This is a genomic window from Massilia sp. Dwa41.01b, assembly GCF_014171775.1.
Classification (GTDB): Bacteria; Pseudomonadota; Gammaproteobacteria; order Burkholderiales; family Burkholderiaceae_D; genus Telluria.
The window spans coordinates 542,192-566,327 of sequence record NZ_CP050454.1; the positions used below are offsets into that span (position 1 = coordinate 542,192).

20 protein-coding genes and 1 pseudogene are annotated in these 24,136 nt (G+C 65.5%); 16 read left to right on the forward strand and 5 right to left on the reverse strand.

Translation table 11 applies throughout. From position 1 onward, the window contains the following. Nucleotides 1-4 precede the first annotated feature (4 nt). Nucleotides 5-400, forward strand: coding sequence for a 50S ribosomal protein L17 (gene rplQ, locus G4G28_RS02455; protein WP_182990714.1), 396 nt, complete (start codon nucleotides 5-7; stop codon nucleotides 398-400). Between the two features lie 149 nt (nucleotides 401-549). Next, the gene (gene dsbD, locus G4G28_RS02460) at nucleotides 550-2,511 is read left to right on the forward strand and encodes a protein-disulfide reductase DsbD (RefSeq protein WP_183107991.1); all 1,962 of its coding nucleotides are present in this window, start codon (nucleotides 550-552) and stop codon (nucleotides 2,509-2,511) included. A 221-nt stretch (nucleotides 2,512-2,732) separates the two neighbouring features. Here the strand turns inward: dsbD and G4G28_RS02465 are convergent, their stop codons facing one another. Then, a complete protein-coding gene (locus tag G4G28_RS02465; protein ID WP_182990715.1) occupies nucleotides 2,733-3,284 on the reverse strand; it encodes a Spy/CpxP family protein refolding chaperone in 552 nt (183 codons plus the stop codon). A gap of 199 nt (nucleotides 3,285-3,483) precedes the next feature. On the opposite strand from G4G28_RS02465, the gene G4G28_RS02470 reads away from it, so the two are divergent. From G4G28_RS02470 to G4G28_RS02500, 9 genes and pseudogenes are all read left to right on the forward strand, one after another. Then, nucleotides 3,484-4,212, forward strand: a complete 729-nt coding sequence (locus G4G28_RS02470) for a response regulator (protein WP_182990716.1) — start codon at nucleotides 3,484-3,486, stop codon at nucleotides 4,210-4,212. A 566-nt stretch (nucleotides 4,213-4,778) separates the two neighbouring features. Then, nucleotides 4,779-5,042: pseudogene (locus tag G4G28_RS28795) on the forward strand (HAMP domain-containing protein); the annotation flags it as partial. A gap of 241 nt (nucleotides 5,043-5,283) precedes the next feature. Continuing rightward, complete coding sequence (locus tag G4G28_RS27865; RefSeq protein WP_308602380.1) at nucleotides 5,284-5,568, forward strand: ATP-binding protein; 285 nt, start codon at nucleotides 5,284-5,286, stop codon at nucleotides 5,566-5,568. Nucleotides 5,569-5,652: 84 nt separating this feature from the next. Further along, on the forward strand, nucleotides 5,653-5,796 hold the full coding sequence (locus G4G28_RS25115; protein ID WP_229507859.1) for a hypothetical protein: 144 nt from the start codon (nucleotides 5,653-5,655) through the stop codon (nucleotides 5,794-5,796). Between the two features lie 313 nt (nucleotides 5,797-6,109). Continuing rightward, nucleotides 6,110-6,835, forward strand: coding sequence for an efflux RND transporter periplasmic adaptor subunit (locus tag G4G28_RS25125; RefSeq protein ID WP_229508052.1), 726 nt, complete (start codon nucleotides 6,110-6,112; stop codon nucleotides 6,833-6,835). Continuing rightward, nucleotides 6,832-9,972 carry an efflux RND transporter permease subunit gene (locus G4G28_RS02485; protein WP_182990718.1) on the forward strand — a complete coding sequence of 1,047 codons (3,141 nt, stop codon included), beginning with the start codon at nucleotides 6,832-6,834 and terminating at the stop codon, nucleotides 9,970-9,972. The genes G4G28_RS25125 and G4G28_RS02485 overlap by 4 nt, the downstream gene beginning before the upstream one ends. 152 nt (nucleotides 9,973-10,124) lie before the next feature. After that, entirely contained in the window at nucleotides 10,125-11,030 is a 906-nt protein-coding gene (locus G4G28_RS02490) for a hypothetical protein (RefSeq protein WP_182990719.1), read from the forward strand. A 369-nt stretch (nucleotides 11,031-11,399) separates the two neighbouring features. Then, a complete protein-coding gene (locus tag G4G28_RS02495) occupies nucleotides 11,400-13,106 on the forward strand; it encodes a tyrosinase family protein (RefSeq protein ID WP_182990720.1) in 1,707 nt (568 codons plus the stop codon). Nucleotides 13,107-13,341: 235 nt separating this feature from the next. Beyond that, nucleotides 13,342-13,812, forward strand: a complete 471-nt coding sequence (locus G4G28_RS02500; RefSeq protein ID WP_182990721.1) for a hypothetical protein — start codon at nucleotides 13,342-13,344, stop codon at nucleotides 13,810-13,812. Between the two features lie 59 nt (nucleotides 13,813-13,871). Here G4G28_RS02500 and G4G28_RS02505 read toward each other — a convergent pair whose 3' ends face one another. Genes G4G28_RS02505 through yihA form a run of 3 tightly spaced genes read right to left on the reverse strand, consistent with a single transcriptional unit; the run spans nucleotide 13,872 to nucleotide 16,069 of the window. Further along, on the reverse strand, nucleotides 13,872-14,309 hold the full coding sequence (locus tag G4G28_RS02505) for a DUF3592 domain-containing protein (RefSeq protein WP_182990722.1): 438 nt from the start codon (nucleotides 14,307-14,309) through the stop codon (nucleotides 13,872-13,874). Between the two features lie 3 nt (nucleotides 14,310-14,312). Further along, nucleotides 14,313-15,326, reverse strand: a complete 1,014-nt coding sequence (gene hemB, locus G4G28_RS02510) for a porphobilinogen synthase (protein WP_182990723.1) — start codon at nucleotides 15,324-15,326, stop codon at nucleotides 14,313-14,315. A gap of 14 nt (nucleotides 15,327-15,340) precedes the next feature. Further along, on the reverse strand, nucleotides 15,341-16,069 hold the full coding sequence (yihA, locus tag G4G28_RS02515) for a ribosome biogenesis GTP-binding protein YihA/YsxC (protein ID WP_182990724.1): 729 nt from the start codon (nucleotides 16,067-16,069) through the stop codon (nucleotides 15,341-15,343). 274 nt (nucleotides 16,070-16,343) lie between these two features. On the opposite strand from yihA, the gene G4G28_RS02520 reads away from it, so the two are divergent. The 5 genes from G4G28_RS02520 to G4G28_RS02540 all read left to right on the forward strand — a co-directional run bounded on the left by G4G28_RS02520 (nucleotide 16,344) and on the right by G4G28_RS02540 (nucleotide 22,166). Beyond that, nucleotides 16,344-17,024, forward strand: coding sequence for a cytochrome c (locus tag G4G28_RS02520; protein ID WP_183107992.1), 681 nt, complete (start codon nucleotides 16,344-16,346; stop codon nucleotides 17,022-17,024). A gap of 117 nt (nucleotides 17,025-17,141) precedes the next feature. After that, on the forward strand, nucleotides 17,142-19,229 hold the full coding sequence (locus G4G28_RS02525) for a cytochrome c biogenesis protein ResB (protein WP_182990726.1): 2,088 nt from the start codon (nucleotides 17,142-17,144) through the stop codon (nucleotides 19,227-19,229). A gap of 40 nt (nucleotides 19,230-19,269) precedes the next feature. Continuing rightward, nucleotides 19,270-20,430, forward strand: a complete 1,161-nt coding sequence (ccsB, locus tag G4G28_RS02530) for a c-type cytochrome biogenesis protein CcsB (protein ID WP_182990727.1) — start codon at nucleotides 19,270-19,272, stop codon at nucleotides 20,428-20,430. A gap of 129 nt (nucleotides 20,431-20,559) precedes the next feature. Further along, the gene (gene msrP / locus G4G28_RS02535) at nucleotides 20,560-21,540 is read left to right on the forward strand and encodes a protein-methionine-sulfoxide reductase catalytic subunit MsrP (protein WP_182990728.1); all 981 of its coding nucleotides are present in this window, start codon (nucleotides 20,560-20,562) and stop codon (nucleotides 21,538-21,540) included. A gap of 2 nt (nucleotides 21,541-21,542) precedes the next feature. Further along, nucleotides 21,543-22,166, forward strand: coding sequence for a sulfite oxidase heme-binding subunit YedZ (locus tag G4G28_RS02540; protein ID WP_182990729.1), 624 nt, complete (start codon nucleotides 21,543-21,545; stop codon nucleotides 22,164-22,166). A gap of 4 nt (nucleotides 22,167-22,170) precedes the next feature. On the opposite strand, the gene G4G28_RS02545 is transcribed toward G4G28_RS02540, so the two are convergent. Then, on the reverse strand, nucleotides 22,171-23,979 hold the full coding sequence (locus G4G28_RS02545; protein WP_183107993.1) for a DUF4153 domain-containing protein: 1,809 nt from the start codon (nucleotides 23,977-23,979) through the stop codon (nucleotides 22,171-22,173). Nucleotides 23,980-24,136: the final 157 nt, after the last annotated feature.

Genomic DNA, 24,136 nt, shown 5'->3' on the forward strand with positions numbered 1-24,136 from the left:
TACCATGCGTCACCGTCACGGCCTCCGTAAGCTGAACCGTACCTCGTCCCACCGCCTCGCCATGCTGCGCAACATGACCGTCTCGCTGCTGCGTCATGAAGCCATCAAGACCACCGTGCCGAAAGCGAAGGAACTGCGTCGCGTCATCGAGCCGATCCTGACCCTGGGCAAGACCGACACCCTGGCAAACAAGCGCCTGGCCTTCGCTCGCCTGCGCGACCGCGAAATGGTGCAGAAGCTGTTCGCCGAACTGGGCCCACGTTACGCCAACCGCAATGGCGGCTACCTGCGCATCCTGAAAATGGGTTTCCGCGTGGGCGACAATGCGCCGATGGCCTACATCGAGCTGCTGGACCGTCCGGAAGTCACCTCGGCTGAAGAAGCACCGACCGCCGAGTAATTGCTCCGTTCGACAAGAAAAACCAGGCCTCGCGCCTGGTTTTTTTTCGCCTGTGGCAGCCGTGATCGGCCACCTGTCACCCAGCGGTACGAAGCCGGTGTACCATTCCGCTGCGCCGTCATCATCCGAAGAAATAAGCGAAAGAAGTCATGTCCCGTCTCCTGTCCCGCGCGCAGGCTTGCCTGCTTGCCATCCTGTCGCTGCTGATCCTGTTCGCCAGCCTGCCGCTGCCCGCGCGCGCGGCCCAGGACTTCCTCGACCCGGCCATGGCTTTCCGCTTCTCGGCGCGCATGGACGGCAACGACGCCGTCGTTACCTATGCGGTCGCGGACGGCTACTACATGTACCGCGAACGCTTCAAGTTCACCGCGACCGGCGCCAGGCTGGGCGAGCCCGACATCCCGCCCGGCAAGATCAAGTTCGACGAAACCTTCGGCAAGGACGTCGAGACTTACCACGGCAACGTCACCATCCGCATCCCGGTCGAAGGCAAGGGACCGTTCACCCTGAACGCCACCAGCCAGGGCTGTGCCGACGCCGGCCTGTGCTATCCGCCGCAGCAGGCGAGCGCCCAGCTGACGGTTGGGGAAACCGCGCCGCAAACGCGCCCGGCCGCCGCGCCCGCGCATCCGTTGTCCGGCGCGGGCGGCGGCACCGGGCCCGATACCGCGGCCAGTAGCGGCGCAAATACCGGCCCCGGCGCCGGCGCCAGTGCCCGCACTGAACCCGGCGCGGCTGCGTTAGCGCCCACGGAGCCGACGGTGCGAACACCCGCGCCGGCAAGCAAGGCGGCGTCTGCCGCGACGCCGCTTGCCGTCCCGGCCGCCGCATCCACCTCCGGTACCAACGCGCCTTCGGAAATGGCGGGCATCGGGGCCATCCTCCGGGGCGGGCGCCTGCTGGCGATCGTTCCAGCCTTCGCCCTGCTGGGCCTGGGCCTGGCGTTCACGCCCTGCGTGCTGCCGATGGTGCCGATCCTGTCGTCGATCATCGTCGGGCAGGGCGGCCAGGCGCACCGCGCCCGCGGCTTCCTGCTTTCGGCCACCTATTCGCTCGGCATGGCGGTCGTGTACACCGCCCTCGGCGTCGGCGCGGGCCTGGCCGGCGAAGGCCTGTCGGCTTCGCTCCAGAACCCATGGGTGCTGGGCACGTTCGCGCTCCTGATCGTGGCGATGGCCATGTCAATGTTCGGCTTCTACGAACTGCAGATGCCCGCTGCCCTGCAGACGAAGCTCGCGGGCGCGTCGAACCGCCAGAGCCCGGGCAAACTGGCCGGCGTGTTCGCCATGGGCGCGATCTCGGCCCTGATCGTCGGTCCCTGCGTGGCCGCGCCGCTGGCCGGTGCCCTGGTCTACATCAGCCAGACGCGCGACGTGGTCGTCGGCGGCGCCGCGCTGTTCTCGATGGCGGTCGGGATGAGCATTCCGCTGTTGCTGGTCGGCGTCTCGGCCGGCTGGCTGCTGCCGCGCGCAGGCCCCCGGATGGAAAACGTCAAACGCTTCTTCGGCGTGCTGATGCTGGGCATGGCATTGTGGCTGGTGGCGCCGGTGCTGGCGAACGCCCTGCAGATGCTGCTGTGGGCGGGCTTGCTGCTGGGCTACGGCGCCTGGCTGCTGAGCCGCCGTGGCCACCCGCTGGCGATGGCCTTCGGCGTCGCGCTGGGGCTGCTGGGCGCCGTGCAGGTGGTGGGGCTGGCCAGCGGCGCGCGCGACGTCCTGGCGCCGCTCGCCACACTGACGGGTGGTGCGCACCAGGGTCTCGAGTTCCGCCGCGTGAAGACCGTCGCCGACCTCGACGCGGCCCTGGCCGCCAATCCCGGCAAGACCGCGATGCTCGACTTCTATGCCGACTGGTGCGTGTCGTGCAAGGAGATGGAAAAACTGACCTTCGTCGACCCGGCGGTCAAGGCGAAACTGGCGAACACGCTGCTGCTGCAGGTCGACGTCACCGCCAACGATGCCCACGACAAGGCGTTGCTCAAGCGCTTTGGCCTGTTCGGCCCTCCAGGGATCATTTTCTTTGGCCGCGACGGCAAGGAGATCGCGGACAGCCGCGTGATCGGGTACCAGGGCACGGAGAAGTTCCTGGGCTCGCTGCAGAAGCTCGAATAGCGGCGTCCGTAGGGTGGAGTCCCGACTCCACGCGGTACGGCGCGTGACCGCTCGCAACGCGATGGCGGCACGCACGCGATGGCGATGTCGCCCAGTTGTTCGTCAAGCAAACACCGCACCGCGTGGGCTCGAGAGCCCACCCTGCGAAAACATCGGCGGCCCGGCCGCCAGCGCAAAAAAAGGGATGCCGCGGCATCCCTTTTCCTCATCGGCTGAACGGTTCAGCTTTGCAGCGCCGCACCGCGCTCGCCGCCACGGCCGCCGTGGCCACGATGACCATGGTGACGGCCGCCGAAGCGCGTGGCTTTGCTATCGAGCACCTGCTTCTGTTCCGGCGTCAGCACGGCGTACAGGTTGTTCAGGGCAGCCAGGCGTGCTTCCATGCGCGCGGTACGCTGCTTCTGGCGCTCGATGTGCTGCTGCAGGCGCTGCGGTGCCGGCAGGGCGGCAAGCTTGCCACGCTCGCCTCCAACGCGCGCGTCGGCACGCTGGGCCGGCTTGCCTGCGGCAACGAAGGCGGAGAAGGCTGGTTCCTGCTGCGGCGTCAGCTTCAGTTCGGCGCGCAGCCTGGCGACGCGCTGCTCCCGGCGTTCGACCCGCTTCGCCTGGCGCTCGGCCTTGTGCGCTGCGCGCTGCTCGGCGCTGACGGCGTGGCCATGGCGGCCTTCCGACGCCGGCACGGTCGCCGTCACGGCTGCCGTCTGCGCGAGGGCGGTACCGGCGATACCAAGCGCGGTCAGGGCGATGAAGATGTTCTTGCGGAGGGTGTTCATGTGATGTCCTTGGATGTGTAAGTGGATCAGTTTGTGCATCCGAACCTCTCGCTGCACAGGACCTATCTTCTCTAAAAACTGTAACCCCAGCGTGTCCCCTGCCACGTACTTTGTATCAATATGTTTCCTTCCTGAATCCATATACATACCGATACAAATGGTCTGTGCAGGCTCGGATGAAGCAGGGATAATTGCGTTCATGGACAATCCCTCTACCATCCTCATCGTCGACGACGACCGCGACATCCGCCAGCTGCTGGCCGACTACCTCGAGTCGAACGGCTACCGCGCACTGGCCGCCGGCGACGGCACTGCGATGTGGAAAATCCTCGACGAGTCGCGTCCCGAACTGATCGTGCTCGACCTGAACCTGCCAGGCGACGACGGCCTCACGCTATGCCGCAAGCTGCGCGCCAGCTCGAGCCTGCCGGTCATCATGCTGACCGCCCGCAACGAGCCGCTCGACCGCATCCTCGGCCTGGAGATGGGTGCCGACGACTACCTGCCGAAACCCTTCGAGCCGCGCGAACTGCTGGCGCGCATCCGCAGCGTACTGCGCCGCTCGCATGCCATGCCTTCGAATGCGCCGGCCGAGAACGTGCAGCAGATGCGTTTTTCGAACTGGACGCTCGACCTCACCGCACGCCACCTGGTCAACCCGGACGGGCTCGTGATCATGCTGTCGGGCGCCGAGTTCCGGCTGCTGCGCGTTTTCCTCGAGCACCCGAACCGGGTACTGAACCGCGACCAGCTACTGAACCTCACGCAGGGGCGCGACGCCGACCCCTTCGATCGCTCGATCGACATCCAGATCAGCCGCCTGCGCCAGAAGCTGGGCGAGGACGCGCGCATGCCGCAGATCATCAAGACCGTGCGCAACGGCGGCTACGTGCTGGCCGGCCAGGTGACCGTGGAGCCAGCCGCGTGAGGGCTTTCATCGGCTCGATGACGGGCCGTGTCTTCGCCACCCTGCTGCTGGGGATCCTGGTATCGGCCGCGCTGACCCAGTGGCTGGCCGACGTCGAGCGCCAGCGCGTGCTCGAGCGCCAGCGCGACCAGACCCTGATCGAGCGCGCCGAGCAGCTGATCATGGCCACCGAGATCGTGCCGGCATCGACGCGGCGCGCCTACCTGGCCGTCGCCAACCGTCCGGGGCTGCTGCTCGCGGTCGGTTCGCCGCATCCGAGTGCAGCCCAGCCCACGGGCTTTTCGAAGACCCTGTCCGAGCGGCTCGGCAAGGACTACCAGATCGTCCCCGCGGCCGCCGCGCCCGACGCCTGCGCGCATCCGCCGCGCATGCCCATCCTGTACGGCCTGCTCAGCGCGGAGTGGCGCGGCGCCTGCGAAAACCTCAACGTGCGCCTGCGCGATGGCGAGCAGCTGCACTTGGCCGTGCTGCCGCCGCGGGCGCTCGCTCCGGCCGATACCGACTACCGCGCCGTGCTCGCGCTGTTTTTCGTCAGCACCGCTTTTCTGGCCTACCTGGTGGCGCGCATGACGACGCGTCCCCTGAAACAGCTGGCGCAGGCCGCGCAAGACCTCGGCAACGACATCAACCGCGCGCCGCTCGACCTGACCGGTGCCAGCGAGATTCGCCAGGCCAGCGCCGCCTTCAACGCGATGCAGGCGCGCATCCGCCAGTACATCTTCCAGCGCACGCAAATGCTGGCGGCGATCACCCACGACCTGCAGACGCCGCTCACGCGCATGCGCCTGCGCCTGGAAAAGGTGGACGACCGCGAACTGCAGGAACGCCTTATCGGCGACCTCTCGGCCATGCAGGCGATGGTGCGCGAGGGCCTGGACCTGGCACGCAGCATGGACGCGACCGAGAGCATGCAGATGCTCGACCTGGACTCGCTGCTGGCCTCGAGCTGCGACGATGCCGCCGATGCCAACCTGCCCGTCACGCTGGCCGGCCGTTCGAACATGGCCCTGCTGGGCCGCCCGCTCGACCTGCAGCGTTGCCTCGGCAACCTGATCGACAACGCCGTCAAGTATGGCCAGCAGGCCCCAGGTCGTGGTCGACCGCGTGAACGGCGCCGCGCGCATCCGCGTGCGCGACAAGGGGCCCGGCATTCCGCAGGCCGAGCTGACCCGCGTGTTCGATCCGTTCTACAGGGTGGAAACCTCGCGTTCGCGCGAATCGGGCGGTACCGGCCTCGGGCTGACCATCGCCCGCAACATCGCCGAACAGCATGGCGGCAGCATCGCGCTGGCGAACCCCCCGGACGGCGGCCTGGAAGTCACGCTGATGCTACCGGCGTATTATCCGGGAAAGTAGGCGCCTTACACGCAGGCGTCATAATGTCGGTCTTGCTGGATTAATGATTGAGGAAGCCGCCGGGACGCGCGGCAAGGGAATCGAATGAAAAAGAATACGCTCGCTGTGATCGCCATCGTCGTTGCCGCCGGAGCCGGCGCTGCCTGGACCATGAAGGGGACAGGCCAGGCCCACGAGGAAACCGGCAAGGGCGGAGGCCGCGGCGGCGCCCGGGGCCGACCACGGTGAACGTGGTGACCCCGCAGCGCCAGGACGTCGGCGTCGACGTCGCTTCGAATGGCACCGTCACGCCGCAACGCACGGTGGACCTGCGTCCGCAAACGACCAGCACGATCCGCCAGGTGCACATCAAGGAAGGCCAGTTCGTGAAGGCCGGCCAATTGATGTTCTCGCTCGACGACCGCAGCGACCGCGCCAGCGTGGCCCAGGCCCAGGCGGAAGTGGCACGCGGCCGCGCCACCCTGGCCGACCTCGAGCGCCAGTACAAGCGCAGCCAGAACTGTTTGCACAGAAATTTATTGCCCAGAGCGCCGTCGACACCCTGCACAGCCAGGTCGACGCCGCGCGCGCCGCGCTGGCCGCGAATTCGGCCGCCGTGCAGGCCAGCCAGGTCAATGCCAGCTACACCGCCATCCGCGCGCCAATGGCGGGCCGGGTCGGTGCCATCAATGTCTATCCGGGTTCGCTGGTGCAACCCGCCACCTCGCTCACCACGGTGACCCAGCTTGCCCCGATCGACGTCGCCTTCACGCTGCCTGAGTCAAACCTGGCTTCGCTGCTGGCGGCCCAGAAGCAGGGCACGGTACCGGTCGAGGCCAGCACCGGCGGGGACGCCAAGCCGGTGACGGGCCAGCTGAGCTTTGTCGACAACACGGTCGACCCGACCAGCGGCACCATTCGCGTGAAAGCCCAGTTCGGCAACGGCGACGGCCTGCTGTGGCCGGGCCAGTACGTGAACACCCGCGTCACGGTGCGCACGATCAAGGATGCGGTGGTGATTCCACAAAGTGCGATCATCATCAACGCGGAAGGCACCTTCGTCTACGTGGCCGAGCACGATGGGACGGCGCGCATGGTGCCGATCACGCGCCTGCACGCCTTCGGCCTGAACGCGGCGGTCACTGGCCTGGCCGGCAACGAGCAGGTGATCACGGAAGGCAAGCAGAACCTGCGTCCGGGCGGCAAGGTGCGATTGGCTGGTGCCAGGCAACAAGGCAAGCCCGGCGCGCAGGATGCGCCTGCGGCACGAAAGGATAAAGCGGCATGAATTTGTCCGAACTGTGTATCCGCCGCCCGGTCATGGTGGTGCTGCTGTCGATCAGCCTGGTGCTGGTCGGCATCCTCGCCTACATGCACATCCCGGTCGCGGCACTTCCCAGCTATAACACCCCGGTCATCAACGTCAGCGCCAACCTGCCCGGCGCCAGCCCGGAGACGATGGCGTCATCGGTGGCCCTGCCGCTGGAGAAGCAATTCTCGACGATTGCCGGCATCAAGCTCATCACGTCCACCAGTACCCAGGGCAGCACCTCGCTGACGCTGGAATTCGCCACCGAGATCGACGTCGACAAGGCTGCCGTCGACGTCCAGGCGGCCCTGCTCGGCGCCCAGCGCCAGCTGCCGCTGGAAATGACCGACCTGCCGTCCTACCGCAAGGTCAACCCGGCCGACTCGCCGATCCTGTTCATGCACATGACCTCGCCGTCGATGAACCTGTCGGAGCTGAACGACTACGCCGAAAACGTGGTCTCGCCGGCAATCTCGACCCTGCCGGGCATCGCGCAGGTCTCGGTCAATGGCGGCAAGCGCTTTGCCGTGCGCGTGCGGGCCCGCTCCGACATGATGAACGCCCGCAACATCTCGATGGATGAGCTGGCAGCGGCCCTGCGCGCGGCCAACTCGAACGCGCCGCTGGGCGTGCTCGACGGTCCGGCCCAGACGCTCACCATCCAGGGCGGCGGCCAGCTGATGAAGGCGGCCGATTTCGCCAAACTGATCGTTGCCACGCGTGACGGCCTGCCCGTGCACCTGCAGGACGTGGCGCAGGTGGAAGACAGCTACCAGTCGGTCAAGTCCGCGGCCAGCCTGAACGGCGAGCGATCGATCGTCCTGGTGGTGCAGCGCCAGCCGAACGCGAACACCGTGCAGGTGGTCGACTCGGTGCGCGCGCTGCTGCCGAAATTCGAAACGCAGCTGCCGGCCTCGATCAAGATCCACCTGGTGAACGACCGCTCGGTGTCGATCCGCGAAGCGATCCACGACGTCAACCTCACCCTCGCCGGCACCGTCGTGCTGGTCATCCTGGTGATCTTCCTGTTCCTGCACCGCCTGACCGCCACGCTCATTCCGGCGGTCACCGTGCCGATCTCGCTGCTGGGTGCATTGTCGCTGCTGTATGCCTTCGGCTATAGCCTCGACAATATCTCGCTGCTCGGCATTACACTGGCTGTCGGCCTCGTGGTCGACGATGCCATCGTGGTGCTGGAAAACATCGTGCGCCACATGGAGCTGGGCAAGAAACCCTTCCATGCGGCCCTGGTCGGCTCGCGCGAGATGGGTTTCACCATCGTCTCGATTTCGATCTCGCTGGTCGCCGTGTTCATCCCGATCTTCTTCATGCCGGGCGTGATCGGCCTGCTGTTCCGCGAATTCGCCGTGGTCGTCGGCCTGGCGGTGCTGGTCTCGGCCGCGGTGTCGCTGACACTCGTGCCGATGCTGTGCTCGCGCCTGATCAAGGACGGCGGCCACGTCGAGCCGCACGAGATGTCGTGGATCGGACGCCGCTTCGAGGCCATGTTCACCCGCGTGCGCAACGCCTATGCCCGCACCCTCGACGGCGCGCTGCGCCACCGCTTCCTGGTGCTCATGCTGGCGCTCGGCACCCTGGTGCTGACGGGGCTGCTGTACTCGACCATGCCGAAAGGCTTTTTCCCTGAGGAAGACCTGGGCCAGCTGCGGGTGACCGTCGAAGCCTCGGAAGACACCTCGTCGGCCGCGCTGCTGGCCTTGCAGGACAAGACCGTCGAGGCCATCCGCGCCAACAAGCACGTGCAGAGCGTGACCGCGTTCACCGGCGGCGGCAATACCGGCCGCATGTTCCTGGTGCTCGTGCCGCGCAAGCAGCGCCCGGCGATGCCGGAAGTGCTCGACGAACTGCGCAAGGCCACGCGCAACATCGCCGGCGTGCAAGTCTACATGGCACCGGTGCAGAACCTGCAGCTGGGCGGACGCCCGAGCAAGAGCCGCTACCAGTATTCGCTGCAGAGCGTATCGGGCGGGGAGATCGGCAACTGGGCCGACCAGTTCCTCGAGCGCATGCGCGCCAATCCGATCTTCCGCGACGTCACCAGCGATTCGCAGAACCGCGGCTTGCAGGCCACCCTCGACATCGACCGCGACAAGGCGGCGCTGCTCGGCGTCGACATGGCCGCCGTGCGCACCGTGCTGTATGCCACCTTCGGCGAGCGCCAGGTCTCGACCATCTATTCGAGCGCGGCGAGTTACTACGTGATCCTCGAAGCGGCCGAGGCCGACCGTCATTACGACGATGCGCTGTCGAAAGTATCGGTGCGTTCGAAATCGGGCGAACTGGTCAAGCTGTCGAGCTTTGCGAACGTGCGCCGCACGGTCGGCCCGATCGCCATCAACCACCAGGGACAATTGCAGGCGATCACGCTCGCGTTCAACCTGGCACCGGGCGTGCCGCTGGGCGACGCCACCGCCGCCATCGACGAGATGGGGCGCGACATGAAACTGCCGGCCTCGATCATCACGCAATATGGCGGCGACGCCGCGGTGTTCCAGGACACGCAGTCGAGCCAGCTGATCCTGATCATCACGGCCATCGGCGTCATCTACGTGCTGCTCGGCGTCCTGTACGAAAGCTATATCCACCCGCTGACCATCCTTGCCGGCTTGCCGTCGGCGGCGGTCGGGGCGCTGCTGACCCTGTGGCTGTTCGACATGGACCTGACGCTGATTGCCATGATCGGCATCCTGATGCTCATCGGTATCGTCAAGAAGAACGCCATCATGATGATCGACTTCGCCCTCGACGCGCAGAGGAATGCCGGCATGACCCCGGTCGAGGCGATCCGCGAGGCCTGTATCCTGCGCTTCCGGCCGATCCTGATGACGACCCTGGCCGCGATGATGGGCGCACTGCCGATCGCGCTGGGCATCGGCGCTGGCGCGGAACTGCGCCAGCCGCTGGGCCTGGCCGTGGTGGGCGGCCTGATCTTCTCGCAGGTCATCACGCTCTACATCACGCCGGTGATCTACCTCTACCTCGACAAGTACAGCGGCACCGGGCCGATGACGGACGACGACGTGGCGGCCGCGGAAAGCGCGCATGCCGGGCATGCCGCCCACGAGGCCGCCAAGCACCCGCTCCAGGCCCGCTGAAACAAGTTGTAACAACCATCAGGATAGCCTGCCTGTAAGCTGAGCCAGGAAATATTGCTTCGGAACGCGGCCGTGCGTGGAAGACCCAAACCGGGTAGACTCCGCATTGGCCGCCTTTCGCTTATTTGGCTACCTGGAAAGTGCTATTGAACTTGCGTGACAATCTCCATACCTGCAGCAACGACAGCGATGTCTGCGCACATTGCGGCCAGCCTCTGTCCGCACGCCCGGCGCTCCAGTATGGCGAGCGCCGCGCCAGCCGCACGGGCCTGGCCGTCACCATCCTGCTGCACCTGCTGCTGGTCGCGCTGTACTTTTACCAGCCCGATCGCCCCGAGAAGAAAGCCCGGCCGAGCGGCGGCAGCGAAATCGTCTACGTCGCGCCGCTGAGCAAGCCGCCGCCGCAAAAGTCGTCCACGCCGACCACCACACCCTCGAAGAAGACGCCGAAAACGCAGCCAACGCGCCCGCGCGTGGAACGCCTGCCGGACACCATCACCTTGCCGGACGAGAAGCCGGTCGAGGTGGCGAAGGAGCCGACGCCGGAACCCAAGCCCGAAGCCAAGCGCGAAGAAATTCCGCCAGAAATGGACATGGCCGCCTACATCGCCAGGCGCCGCCAGGCCCGCGGCGCGGTCGACCCCAGCACCAGTACCGAGGAAAGCGAAGCCGCGCGCGGCACCCGCAATGCGCTGGCGAACATTGCCGCCATCAACAACCGCGGCCGCGACGATGCGAACGAAACCGGCGGCGTGTTCTCGATATCGAACCGGACCTTCCACAGCCTCGACCTGAAGTTCCGCGGCTGGAACCCGAACTTCAAGCGCCGCTGGCTGACCTCGGTGACGGTGGAGCAGGGCAGCGAGTCCGATCTGGAAACGGCCGTGGTCAAGAAGATGATCGAGCTGATCCGCCGTGAAAAGACCGGCGACTTCGACTGGGACTCGCACCGCCTGGGACGGGTCGTGACGATGAGCGCGCGCGTCAAGGATACCGAGGAACTGCAAGCCTTCTTGTTGAAGGAAATGTTCCCGGACTACAAGCCCCCAGTGAAATAAGTTCACGGCCAGCGCCTCGATTTCGTAGGGTGGAGTCCTGACTCCACGCGGTGTCACGGTATGTGTTCAAGCGCCATGAGCGGCATCGGCATGCTTTGCTCAAATCGTAGGGTGGGCTCTTGAGCCCACGCGGTGTCATCCCGTGCATACAGGGCGACACGACCGATAACGGCACACTTTGCGCGGCGCTAGACCCTTGCCGCAGCGTGTTTTTTTACCGGGAATGGCTGCGAACGGCCGGCGCCTCCGCCGGCGCGCACCTTTGCGGTGCGCCAGTTATCCCGCATACGGACGAGCTAGGCTGATTCCAAGCCCAGCCGGTTCGTGCCCACCCCGGGCGCAGGCGGGCGGTCCTCCACGGAGCGTCCCATGAGCAAGAAGCCACACACTGCCTTCAGCCCGTCACGTCGCGCAACCCTGTTCAAGACCGGCGCGGTGCTCGCCACGAGCATGCTGCCCTTCGGCCTGCCCTCGGCGCAGCCGGTCATTCCGACACCCTATTTCCGTGCCTTCCGCCGCTATAACGCCTCCGCTTCCAAGGCGGGCGAACGCATGCTCAAGAGCTATGCGAAAGCCGTGCGCGCCATGCTGGCGCTGCCGCCCGAGGACCCGCGCAACTGGTACCGCCACGCCATCGTCCACACGCTCGACTGCCCGCACGGCAACTGGTGGTTCCTGCCCTGGCACCGCGGCTACCTCGGCTGGTTCGAGCAGATCTGCCGCGAACTCTCCGGCGACCCGCGCTTCGCGCTGCCGTACTGGGACTGGACCGCCGAACCGAAGATCCCCGATGGCATGTTCTACGACGTGCTGGACCCCAATCACGAGGCCTATATCCCGACCGCAGCCGACTTCGACAACCGCCTGCGCACGGCGATTGCCAATTCCGGCTACTGGACCTCCCCGGGCGGCACCTTCACCCGCCGCAGCCAATACGGCCAGCTGCTCGCGCGCGGCGTGCGCTTCGAGCAGGACCTGATGTTCGACATCATCACCGATCCGTCCGGCCGCCTGTTCTACGAGCAGCCGGGCGCGCGCGGACTGCGGCGCGAACGTCCGCAATTGAATGCCGCCACAGGCGACTCGGTTTCGATCGCCACCATCCGCGCCGCGCTCGACGCACCCGACTTTCCCACCTTCGCCAGCCCGAAGAGTTCGAACCACGGCACGCCGGCCGGCTTCGGCATCCTGGAAGCGAAGCCGCACAACTCCGTCCACCGCTGCGTCGGCTCGCGCGACTGCAACTTCGTCGAGGGCCAGGGCTTCATGGCCGACATGCTCTCGCCCGTCGACCCCGTCTTCTTCCTGCACCACGCCAACATGGACCGCCTGTGGGACGTGTGGGAACGCAAGCAGAAGCGCCTCGGCCTGCCTACCCTGCCGGCAGGCGTGGAACTGCGTACCGACCTGCCGGACAACCAGAAATCGCCCGAGGAAAAGGCGACCGATTACTACCGCTGGGCGCGCGAACCGATGCTGTTTTTCGTCGACAAGAATGGCGCGCCGGTCACGAAGACCGAGGCCGGCGACTATGCCTCGGTGGCCGCGTTCAACTACGACTACGAGCCCGGTTCCGGCGAGGACTCGGTCCCGCGTACCACGTCGCAGCCGCGCGCACGCTCGGCTGGCCGGCGCGTCTTCCCCGGCACGGTACAAACCCGGCAGGTGCATGGCGAGCAGCCCGCCAGCGCCACCGTCGCGGTGCCAGCAGCCACGCTGGCCTCCGCCGCTGCATCCGGCGTCACGCTGGTAGCAAACATCACGCTGAACTTCGCCGGCATGGCGCACGATCCGTATGTCGTCGTGCTCAACGGCCCCGACGACTTATCAAACATCGACGCCACCAGCCCGTTTTACCTGGCGACCATCGTCATGTTCGGCCACCACGCCAACTGCGGCGCGCTGACCTATGCGCTGCCGCTGGGCGAGAAACTGGCCTCGTCAGGCACGTCCGGCCCGCGCAGCGACGGTACGCTGCGCGTGCGCGTGGTGCCGCTGCACACGGCAATGGGGCACCACGGGATGGGGGAGGCGAGTGCGGTGGAACTGCTGGCGGTGAATGTCGAGGCCTATTGAACCGGAGCCGACAAGCCAGCACCAGACACACCGCGTCCCGGCATGGTGTGTCTTGAATGTGTGCTTGTTGGCATCCCGGCAGGAGGAGGCCGACCTCCGGCCTCCCTGCCATATGGGCGCACTTGCAACAGCGCCTTACGCAGGAGAAATTTGCTTTCTGTATTGACGAAACTTCCGGTAGTCTTTCCAGTACATACCGTCCGGTACGATCACCTGCTGTCACACTGGAAGCGAGATGCCTACCTACATACTGAACGGCCCCGTGGGCCAGCGCGGCCCCGGCAAAAAAGTCTGCACCTTCACTGGCGGGACGCTGCAAGATCCGAGCATGAAACTGGGACCGGACGGGGCGCACTGGGCCGTGCTCACTGCCGACGAGGTCGTAACGCTGACGACGGAGCACGTCCGTTACCAGCACGTCGCGGCTGTGCCGATCAGGCACCTGTGCGCACAGAAGAGCGGGTGGGCATTCACGGTATTCGGCTCTTCCTTGCCCCACGCCGTCGCCTTCCTGCACATCCGCCCGCCGGTAGCACTCGTCGCGGCAATGGGGGATGCCCCGAACCGGATGGAGTTCTCGGGCGCCGATCTTCTCAGGTGTTACCTGCGCGCGGCCGACGGCGTGCGCAGCCCGCGCGTGTGGCGGCGCGAGATGCCTGGCTGGGATGAGATCGCAGTCAATTTCTGCGTCGACCGGGCGGCATAGGGGGCGGCCCAGATTGGAAGCGACGCGACCGGAAACCCTGCCCCGGCACGGCTTCTATTTTATCGCTGCACCAGCCAGAACGGCAGCGCAATAAAGCCCAGTCCGAAGATCACCACCAGCCAGAGCCAGCGATGGGCGCCGGGGCGGATGGTGCTGCGATGCGGATTACGCGGGTTGAAGGCGACAGGGAGCCGCTGGCCGGAACTGTATCCGCTGCCGGACTCAGCGGCATTGGCGCGGCTGGACACCCCGGAACCGAGGCTGCTCTTGCCCCGGTAGACTTTACCGTCGACGACGTATCGGTAATGCAGGACAGGGTAGTAGAAGACCGCGTTCTGGCTGCTGCCGATGTCGCCCCGGGTCTTCACCACCGCCACTTCGACGACCGTTCCCGCTACTTGCGGCCAGCTGGCCGACCCGCGGTACCTGTACAGGCCGGCCGCGCCAACTGCTGCAATAGCAACGCCCACCAGCACCGGTACCCATTCGCCGGCCACCGCTTACCCGCCTGCCTTCAGCTTCCTCGCCACGTCCAGCGCAAAATAGGTCAGCACGCCATCGGCGCCGGCGCGTTTGAAGGCCATCATCGATTCCATCATGACCTTGTCGTGATCTAACCAGCCGTTCTGCGCGGCGGCCTTGATCATCGCGTACTCGCCGCTGACCTGGTAGGCAAAGGTCGGCACCTTGAATTCGTCTTTTACGCGGCGCACGATGTCGAGATAGGGCATGCCTGGTTTGACCATCACCATGTCCGCACCTTCGGCGATGTCGAGCGCCACTTCGCGCAGGGCTTCATCGCTGTTGGCCGGGTCCATCTGGTAGGTGTTCTTGTCGGCCTTGCCGAGGTTGGCGGCCGAACCGACGGCGTCGCGGAAGGGGCCGTAGAAGGCAGACGCGTATTTGGCTGAATAGGCCATCAGGCGCGTGTGGATGAAGCCGCGTTCTTCCAGGGCGGAGCGGATCACGCCCATGCGCCCGTCCATCATGTCCGAGGGCGCGACGACGTCGACACCGGCTTCGGCCTGGGCCAGTGCCTGGCGCGTCAGCATGGCGATCGTCTTTTCGTTGACGATATAACCGGTTTCGTCGGGCAGGCCGTCCTGGCCGTGGGTGGTGTAGGGATCGAGCGCGACGTCGGTCAGGATGCCCAGTTCCGGGAAATGCTTTTTCAGCGCGCGCACAGCCCGCGGCACCAGCCCGTCCGGATTGGTCGCTTCCACGCCATCATAGGTTTTCAGCGACGCATCGATCACCGGGAACAGCGCCAGCACCGGAATGCCCAATGCCACGCATTCCTCGGCCACCTTCAGCAGGAGGTCGACCGACACGCGCTCCACGCCCGGCATCGACGCCACCTGCTGGCGCTGGTTCTCGCCGTCGAGGATGAAGACGGGGTAGATCAGGTCCGATGCCGTGACGGTGTTTTCGCGCATCAGGGCGCGCGAGAACGGATCGCGGCGCATGCGGCGCATGCGGGTGTTCGGATACTGGCCGGTAATGATGGAAGACATCGTGCTCGCTTTCGTCAGGGTTGGTCGGGGGCTGGGGCGGCGTCGCCTTCGTCCTGCGCATCGGCCTCGTCGACCTCGTCGCGGTCCAGTCCAATCAATTCCTGGATCTTGGCGTCCGCTTCCTCGATGCCGATGCGCTTCAGGGCCGAGAACAGCTGCACCGTGAACGGGAAGCCTTCGCCATCCTCGTCGACATAGCTTTCCAGCACGCCTTTCGCCTCGCGCAGCACGTTGGCCTGCTCGTTGCGGTTGAGCTTATCGGCCTTGGTGAGGATGCAGTGGATCGGCTTGCCGGTGGGGGCGAACCATTCGAGCATCTGCACGTCGAGGTCGGTGAAGGGACGGCGCGAGTCCATGATCAGCACCAGGGCAGCGAGCTGCTCGCGCCGCTGGACGTAGTCGCCCAGCAGCTTTTGCCAGTGCAGCTTGGCATTGCCCGACACTTCCGCATAGCCATAACCCGGCAAGTCCACCAGCAGGGCGCGGATTTCCTCGACGATGGTCGGATCCTTGCGGTGCTGGCCGACGTGGGCGCCGCCGATCGAGAAATAGTTGATGTGCTGGGTACGGCCAGGGGTCTTGGAGGCGAATGCCAGGCCCTTCTGGTTGGTCAGGATGTTAATCGCGGTCGACTTGCCCGCGTTGGAACGGCCGGCGAAGGCGATCTCGGGCACCACGGTGTTGGGGAGATCGCGCAGCTGGTTGACGGTCGTGAAGAAGCGGGCTTGCCAGAGTTTGGACATGGGGAGAGGTGAAAAAGGCAATGAATTGAAGCAATGAAAAAACAAAGCTATTGTACAATAAGGGGTTGGTGGTTGGACCTCGATCAACCTACTGCGCGTCGGATTGGCGTCCTGCGATGCTCCGCAACGGCGGACCGGCTGTACTCCTCGTACAGCTGCGCTTCTCGGACACCACTCCTTCCGCTCGCTACGGTTGCTCGAGGCCCCGTTACGCTGTCGGTGGGGGCCGCTTTAGTTCTTTACAATCTGTTGTCGACTTTTTCAGGGTGCTCGAATGAATCGTGTGTCTGTATCGTCCGCTGCTGCGGTGTTCGTGAAATCGTTGTTGGTTGCAAGCCTGGCGTTCGCCGGCGCTGCCCAGGCACAGCACGCCGCCGCCCCGGCTGCCGCCAAGCCCGACGCCGCCAAGGGCGCCACCCTGTACGACGGCGGCGACAACGTTAGAGGCCTGCCGGCCTGCGTATCCTGCCACGGCGCCAACGGCAATTCGAGCATTGCCGTCAATCCGAAACTGTCGTCGCAGATCGAAGCCTACACCCACAAGCAGCTGGTCGACTTCACCACGCCGAACCGCCAGCACCCGGTCATGACCACCTACGCCAAGATGCTCACCGAGGAAGAAAAGCGCAACATCGCCGCCTACCTCGCTACCCAGAAAACCAAACCGGGCGCCGCCAAGAACAAGGACACGGTCGAACTGGGCCGCAAGATCTATCGCGGCGGCATTGCCGAGAAAGGCGTTGCTGCCTGCGCCAGCTGCCACGGCGCCGCCGGTGCCGGCATCCCGGTGCAGTATCCGCGCCTGGCCGGCCAGCAGCAGGACTACACGCTGGCCCAGCTGGTCTCGTTCAAGAACGGCACCCGCAACAACAGCCCGCAGATGACGGCGCTGTCGCAGCGCATGTCGGAAGCGGAGATGAAGGCGGTGGCCGACTATATCGCCGGCCTGCGCTGATTTGCCAGGCGCTTCGAGTCGGACAGAACTGTGAGGGAAGGGCGGCAGCGCAAGCTGGCGCCCTTTTTGCTGTAAGCTCGCGGCGAACCGTGCCGCAAGAGGAAGTTTGGTAGAACAATGAGCACCACCGGAATTGAACTGAAGTCGCGCCGCGGCGCATTGGCCGAGGCCGTCGAGCTGGTGTCGTCGATGCGCTTTGCCATCAGCCTGCTGGTGCTGGTGTCGATTGCCGCCATCATCGGCACCGTGGTGCGCCAGAGCGACATCATGCCGAACTACGTCAACCAGTTCGGTCCCTTCTGGTACGAGGTGTTCCGCAAGTTCGGCATCTATACCGTCTATACCAGCTGGTGGTTCCTCCTCATCCTGCTGGTCCTGATCGTCTCGACCACGCTCTGCGTCGTGCGCAATGCGCCGAAGATGATGCGCGACATGCGCAGCTGGCGCGAGAGCGTACGCGAAGACTCGCTGCGCAATTTTCACCACAAGAGCGAGTGGCACGCGGACCTGGCCCCGGCCGCGCTGGCGGCGCAGAGTGCGGCGCGCCTGCAGCATGCCGGCTATGCGGTGAAGATCATCGAGAAGGACACGGGCACGCTGGTGGCGGCGAAAAAAGGCGCCGGCAACAAGTTCGGCTACATCTTCGCGCACACGGCCATCATCGTCATCCTGCTGGGCGGCATGCTCGATTCCGAATTGCCCATCCGCTTGCAGCAATGGATATACGGCAAGACTCCGTACAGTGGTGGCGGCCTGATCGCCCAGATTCCCGAGCAGCACCGCCTGAGCGTGTCGAACCCGACCTACCGCGGCAATATCCTGCTGGCCGAAGGGCAGGTCGGCCGCATCGCCACGATCGCGCAGTCGGGCGGCTCGTTGCTGCAGGAACTGCCCTTCGAGATCGAACTGAAGAAATTCCACATCGATTTCTACTCGACCGGCATGCCGAAACTGTTCGCCAGCGACGTCATCGTGCACGACCGCGAAGCGAACACCACCTTCCCGGCGACGATCAAGGTCAACCAGCCGCTGATCTACAAGGGCGTGGCCGTCTACCAGTCGAGCTTCGAGGATGGTGGCAGCAAACTGAAGCTGACGGGCTTCCCGATGGCGGGCGCCGACGCGAAGGCTTTTACCATCGCCGGCGAAGTCAACGGCAGCACGGAACTGAAAGCGGGCGGCGCCACCTTCTCGGTCGAGTGGTCGGGCTTCCGCCCCTTCAATGTCGAGAACACCGCGGCCGGCAACGACGTGCGCGCGGTCGCGACCGGTAAATCCTTCAACGAGCAGTTCGCCGCGACGCTGGGCAAGGCCTCCGGTTCGGCAGCCAAGAACAGCGCCAACAAGGACCTGAAGAATGTGGGTCCGAGCGTGCAGTACAAGCTGCGCGACCAGACCGGGCAGGCGCGAGAATTCCTGAACTACATGCAGCCGGTGACGCTCGATGGCGTGCAGGTCTACCTGGCCGGCGTGCGATCCAGCCCGGCCGAGGAATTCCGCTTCCTGCGCATTCCCGCCGACGACGAATACAGCGTGCGCGAATGGATGCGCCTGCGCGCCGCCCTGCACGACCCCGCCCTGCGCGCGCAGGCGGCGCGCAGCTATGCCGCCCGTGCACTGGCGCCCGGCCAGGCCGCGGGCTTTGCCGGGCAGCTCGAGCAGTCGGCTGCGCGTACGCTGGGCATGTTCGCCGGCGAGGGCACGCCGGGCGGTTTCGTCGCCGTGGCCCAGTTCCTGGAAAAGATCCCGCAGGCCGAGCAGGAAAAGGCGACGGGCGTGGTCATGAAGATGCTGAACGGCGTGCTGTGGGAATTGTGGCAGGCTGCCCGCGCGCAAGCGGGGCTGGCGCCGATCGAACCGAGCGAACAGCATGGCCGCTTCCTGCAACTGGCGACCAATACCCTGTCGGACAGCTTCTTCTACGGCGCCCCGGTCTACCTGCAGCTCGACGAATTCAACGAAGTGAAAGCTTCGGTGCTGCAGGTGACGCGCTCGCCGGGCAAGAAAATCGTCTACCTCGGCTGCGCGCTGCTGATTGCCGGCATCTTCGCGATGTTTTACATCCGCGACCGCCGCATCTGGATCTGGGTACGGGGCGACGCGGGCAGGGCGCATGCGCTGTTCGCCATGAGCACCCAGCGCAAGACACTCGATTTCGAAAAAGAGTTCGCCGAACTGGCCACCACATTGCCGCAATCGGCGTAATCTGAACAAGTTGCACAAGATACAGGCACTGGAGACAACGATGGAAGCATCCCACCTGAAAACGCCCGTCACCTACACCCAAGCGCCGGGCTATTTCCGCCGCCTCACAGCCTTCGACTGGGTCTATGGCGCCGCGCTGCTGGCCGCCGCCCTGTTCGCATTGAACCGCTACGCCGGCTTCATGGACATCTACGAGCGCGCCATCCTGCTGCTGGCCGCGCCCACCTTTGCCGCGCTGGGCTGGCACTGGAAGCCGGTGCGCTGGCTGATTCCCCTGATCGCGCTGCTGTCGCTGTGGGCGATCGGGCTGTACGACGGCAACCTGGCAGCGGCCGACGGGCGCTTCTTCCTGAAATACATGCTGTCGAGCCAGTCCGCCATCCTGTGGATGAGCGCCTTGTTCGTGTTCTCGACCGTGTTCTACTGGATTGGGCTCCTGAGCCGTTCGCCCTCCGGTGCCGTGCTCGGTTCGCGCCTGTGCTGGGCTGCCGTGGTGCTGGGCTTTACCGGCATGATGGTGCGCTGGTTCGAGTCCTACCTGGTCGGTGCCGACGTCGGCCACATCCCGGTGTCCAATTTGTACGAGGTGTTCATCCTGTTCGCGATGATCACGGCCCTGTTCTACCTGTACTACGAAGACCGCTATGCCACCCGGCAACTGGGCGCCTTCGTCCTCTTGATCATCGCCGCGGCGGTGGGCTTCCTGCTCTGGTATACCGTCTCCCGCGACGCCGCGACGATCCAGCCGTTGGTGCCCGCCCTGCAGAGCTGGTGGATGAAGATCCACGTGCCGGCCAATTTCATCGGCTACGGCACCTTCGCGCTGGCCGCGATGGTCGGCACCGCCTACCTGCTGAAATCGCATGGCATCCTGGCCGACCGCTTACCAAGCCTCGAAGTGCTCGACGACGTCATGTACAAGGCCATTTCCGTCGGTTTCGCCTTCTTCACCGTCGCCACCGTGCTCGGCGCGCTGTGGGCGGCCGAGGCCTGGGGCGGCTACTGGTCGTGGGATCCGAAGGAAACCTGGGCGCTGATCGTCTGGCTGAACTACGCGGCCTGGCTGCACATGCGCCTGATGGCGGGCCTGCGCGGGCGGATGGCGGCCTGGTGGGCGGTGGTGGGTTTGCTGGTGACGACCTTTGCCTTCCTGGGCGTGAATATGTTTTTGTCGGGGTTGCATTCGTACGGGGAACTGTAAGCCGGCGAGGGTGTGCCATCGTTCGTTGAACGCGTGGGCGGGGGACCCGCCCACGCTACGAACATCCATCGTGGCAAAGCGATTTGACGAAATCGTGTACAGTCAGGATTCAATTGCCTGGAGTTAGCGATGCTCATCAAATCCTCCCGCGACGGCCTCAATCCGCCGTCGTCTTCCGAGATCACGCCGCGCGCCGTGTACGAAGAGCGGCGCCGCTTCATCGCGAAAATGGCGGCCGGCGCCGCCGTCGGCAGCGCGCTCTGGGAAATGGCCAACCGCGAAGCCTTCGCCCAGACGGCGCCTGGCCAGAAGCTCGCCGCCCGCGCCAACCCAAGCATGTCGACCACCGAGCCGCGCACCGCCTTCAAGGATGCGACGGGCTACAACAATTTCTATGAGTTCGGCCTCGACAAGAGCGACCCGGCCGAGAACGCCCACACCCTGAAAACGCGGCCCTGGACGGTGGCCATCGAAGGCGAAGTGAAAAAGCCGCTGCGCCTCGACATCGATAGCCTGACCAAGCTCGCGCCGCTGGAAGAGCGCGTCTACCGGCTGCGCTGCGTAGAGGGCTGGTCGATGGTGATTCCCTGGGTCGGCTATTCGCTGTCGAATTTGATCCGCCACGTGGAACCGAACGGCAACGCCAAATTCGTCGAATTCACGACCCTGGCCGACAGCCGCCAGATGCCGGGCCTGCGCTCCGGCGTGCTCGACTGGCCGTATGTGGAAGGCCTGCGCCTGGACGAAGCCATGCATCCGCTGGCGCTGCTCACCGTCGGCATGTACGGCCAGGTGCTGCCGAACCAGAACGGTGCGCCGGTGCGCGTGGTCCTGCCCTGGAAATACGGCTTCAAGTCCGCCAAGTCGATCGTACGCATCCGTTTTACACGCGAGCAGCCGAAGACGGCCTGGAACGTGTCGGCGCCCTCCGAATACGGTTTCTACTCGAACGTGAACCCGAAGGTGGACCACCCGCGCTGGTCGCAGGCCACCGAGCGCCGCATCGGCGAAGACGGCTTCTTCAAGAAGAAACGCGACACCCTGATGTTCAACGGCTATCCCGAGGTCGCCTCGCTGTACGCCGGCATGGACCTGAAAAAGTTCTTCTAACCGTGGCGTTCGCTCCAGCCCCGAAGCAGCTCTCGCTCATCAAGACGCTCCTCTTCGTCGCGGCGCTGCTGCCCTTCATTCGCATCGCCTGGCTCGTGTTCCGGCAGGTGCCGGTCGATCCGCTCGAATTCATCACCCACGAGACGGGCGACTGGGCCCTGTACCTGTTGACCATCACGCTGGCGGTGACGCCGTTGCGGCGCCTGACCGGCTGGAACTGGTTAATTAAACTGCGGCGCATGCTCGGCCTGTTCGCGTTTTTCTACGCGCTGCTGCATTTCATTGCTTTTTTCTGGTTCGATCATTTCTTCGACGTGGGCGCCATGCTGCGCGACGTCGGCAAGCGGCCCTTCATCCTGGTCGGTTTCACCGCCTTCGTGCTGCTGATTCCGCTGGCGGCCACGAGCACGAACGGCATGATCCGCCGGCTGGGCGGCAAGCGCTGGCAATGGCTGCACCGCCTGATCTACCTGGTCGCGCCGCTGGCGGTGCTGCATTACTGGTGGATGAAGGCGGCCAAGAACAACCTGGCGCAGCCGATGCTGTTCGCGGGGATCGTCGCGCTGCTGCTGGGACTGCGCGTGTTGTGGAGCCGCGGCAAGGCGCGCACGGGGGCGCGCGCCTGAGCTTCTAATCGACGTTGCAGGTGGTGTCGCTGTCCACGACAGGGATCAGCCGCAGGCGCTTGCCGGCAAAGGCGATGTCCGACAGGCGCGGCGGCACGGCGCGCGGCAACTCCCCGGCGGCCTGCGCATCGGGAATACATTCGCGCTCGTTGCCCGTGCTGCCGATGACGCGCCACTTGCCCGCTTCCTGTTCGCCGAACACCAGCGTGCGCTTCTCGGCGCTGCCGACCACCAGGATTTCCGCCTTGCCGTCGCCGCTCACGTCGAGCTGGTAGACCTCGCAAGGCTCGCCTGCCTTGCTCAGGCAGTTCGGCGGAAACGGATAGCCCGGCAGCGTCGTCCAGTCGGTATGCAGGAAACTGTCCGGCAGGCGCATGCCCTGCGGACGGGGATGCAGGTTCGCGGCGATCACATCGCCCACCGGCGCCAGCTCTTTTTTGTCCCAAGCGTGCTGCATCTTGCGCACGGCCGCGATCCGCTCGCGCACCCTGCTTCCCGGGTAGTTGCCGGCCCGCGCTTCGAGCTGGTCCAAAGCCGCGTTACCAAAACGCTTGCCGTCGAAGCGCAGGTAGGCAAAGTCGAATTTCTCGAGCGTGATCCGTCCCGCTTGCAGCCGCGCCATCTGGTCGTTCACCGACAGCCGCGCCGGGTCGAGCAGCGGCGAAAACAGCGCCAGCATCACGCCGAGCACGACGAAGGCAGTGGCGACGTTGACTGGCGCCAGCCCATTCAACCAGCCGCGGCGCAGGGCCGCCGCGCCATAGCCGAGCGCGTAGCAGAGCGCCACCAGCGTGCAGGCGGCGGCGACGATGCGGTCGTGCGTCCAGCCGTAGTCGCCCACGCGCAGCGCCAGCGCGTAGACCGCAATGGCCACCACCGGCGCCAGCAGCAGGGCCGCCACGCGTGCGCTGAGGCGTACGGGACGCGCGACCGGGGCGCTGCCGTTCTGCCAGGCCGCATTGATCAGGACGACGAGGGCGGCCGCGGCGAGCAGCAGCACGGTGGCGGCCTGGCGCGTCGCCCACAGCGGCGCCAGTCCCGTGAACGGCAGGCTGAGCAGGAAGGCGCCGACGAATACCGTCAGCACCGGCAGGATCCACGAGGCCAGCATCAACAGCAGGCCGCGGATGCCCTGCACGATGGCAGGGCGCACGTCGGTCAGGTGGAGGGCGCAGGCATAGGCGAAGGACGTTACCGGAATCGAGAACCAGGGTTCCCGGATCAGTTCCGCGAAGAAGGTGAGCTTCACCAGCTTGAAGAGCTCGGCGCCGAGCTGTAGTGCCAGCCAGGTGATGCCGACGAAAAGGCCGCTGAAGGCCAGTTGCACGCCCAGCTTCCAGGCGATGTCGAAATAGGTGGCGTAGCTGGCGATGCGGCGGCGGTCGCGCGCGCCGGACAGCACCAGCGCATGCGCGATGAACAGGCCGACAACCAGCATCCCCCAGAGTGCCGGCGAGGGCATGGCCACGTGCGGATTGCGTTCGAAATCCAGCTGGCTGCCCCTGCGCCAGATATCGTACAGCGCCAGGCCGGCGACCGCGACGGCGGCGCCCGCGACCCACAGCAGCGCCTGGCGCCGCGTCAACTGGCCGAGGCCGCTCACCAGCAGCAGCGGACAAAACAGGGCCACCAGCAGCATCGGCGCGTACAGCAGGGGTTCGATGGCCGGCCAGACATCGTAGGCGCCTACCAGGTAGAGCAGGTAGAGCGCGATACCCTGGAGCAGGCCGATGCCCAGGCGCAGGAAGGCAATGCGTCGCGGAATGGGGGATTCCGTTGTCGGCAGGGTGCCTGAAGAAGCCGCTGGCTGCATGAACGATGCTCCGGGTTGTTGAACTGGAGCATCTTATCATTCTACCAAGCGTTGTCGACCGGTCTTTTCAGTATGGTCGAGTTGTATTTACCCTCTGAAACGTTTGGTCACTTTCCTTACCGGTTTGGTTCACCTGCCCGGTCCGATTCGCGGTGTA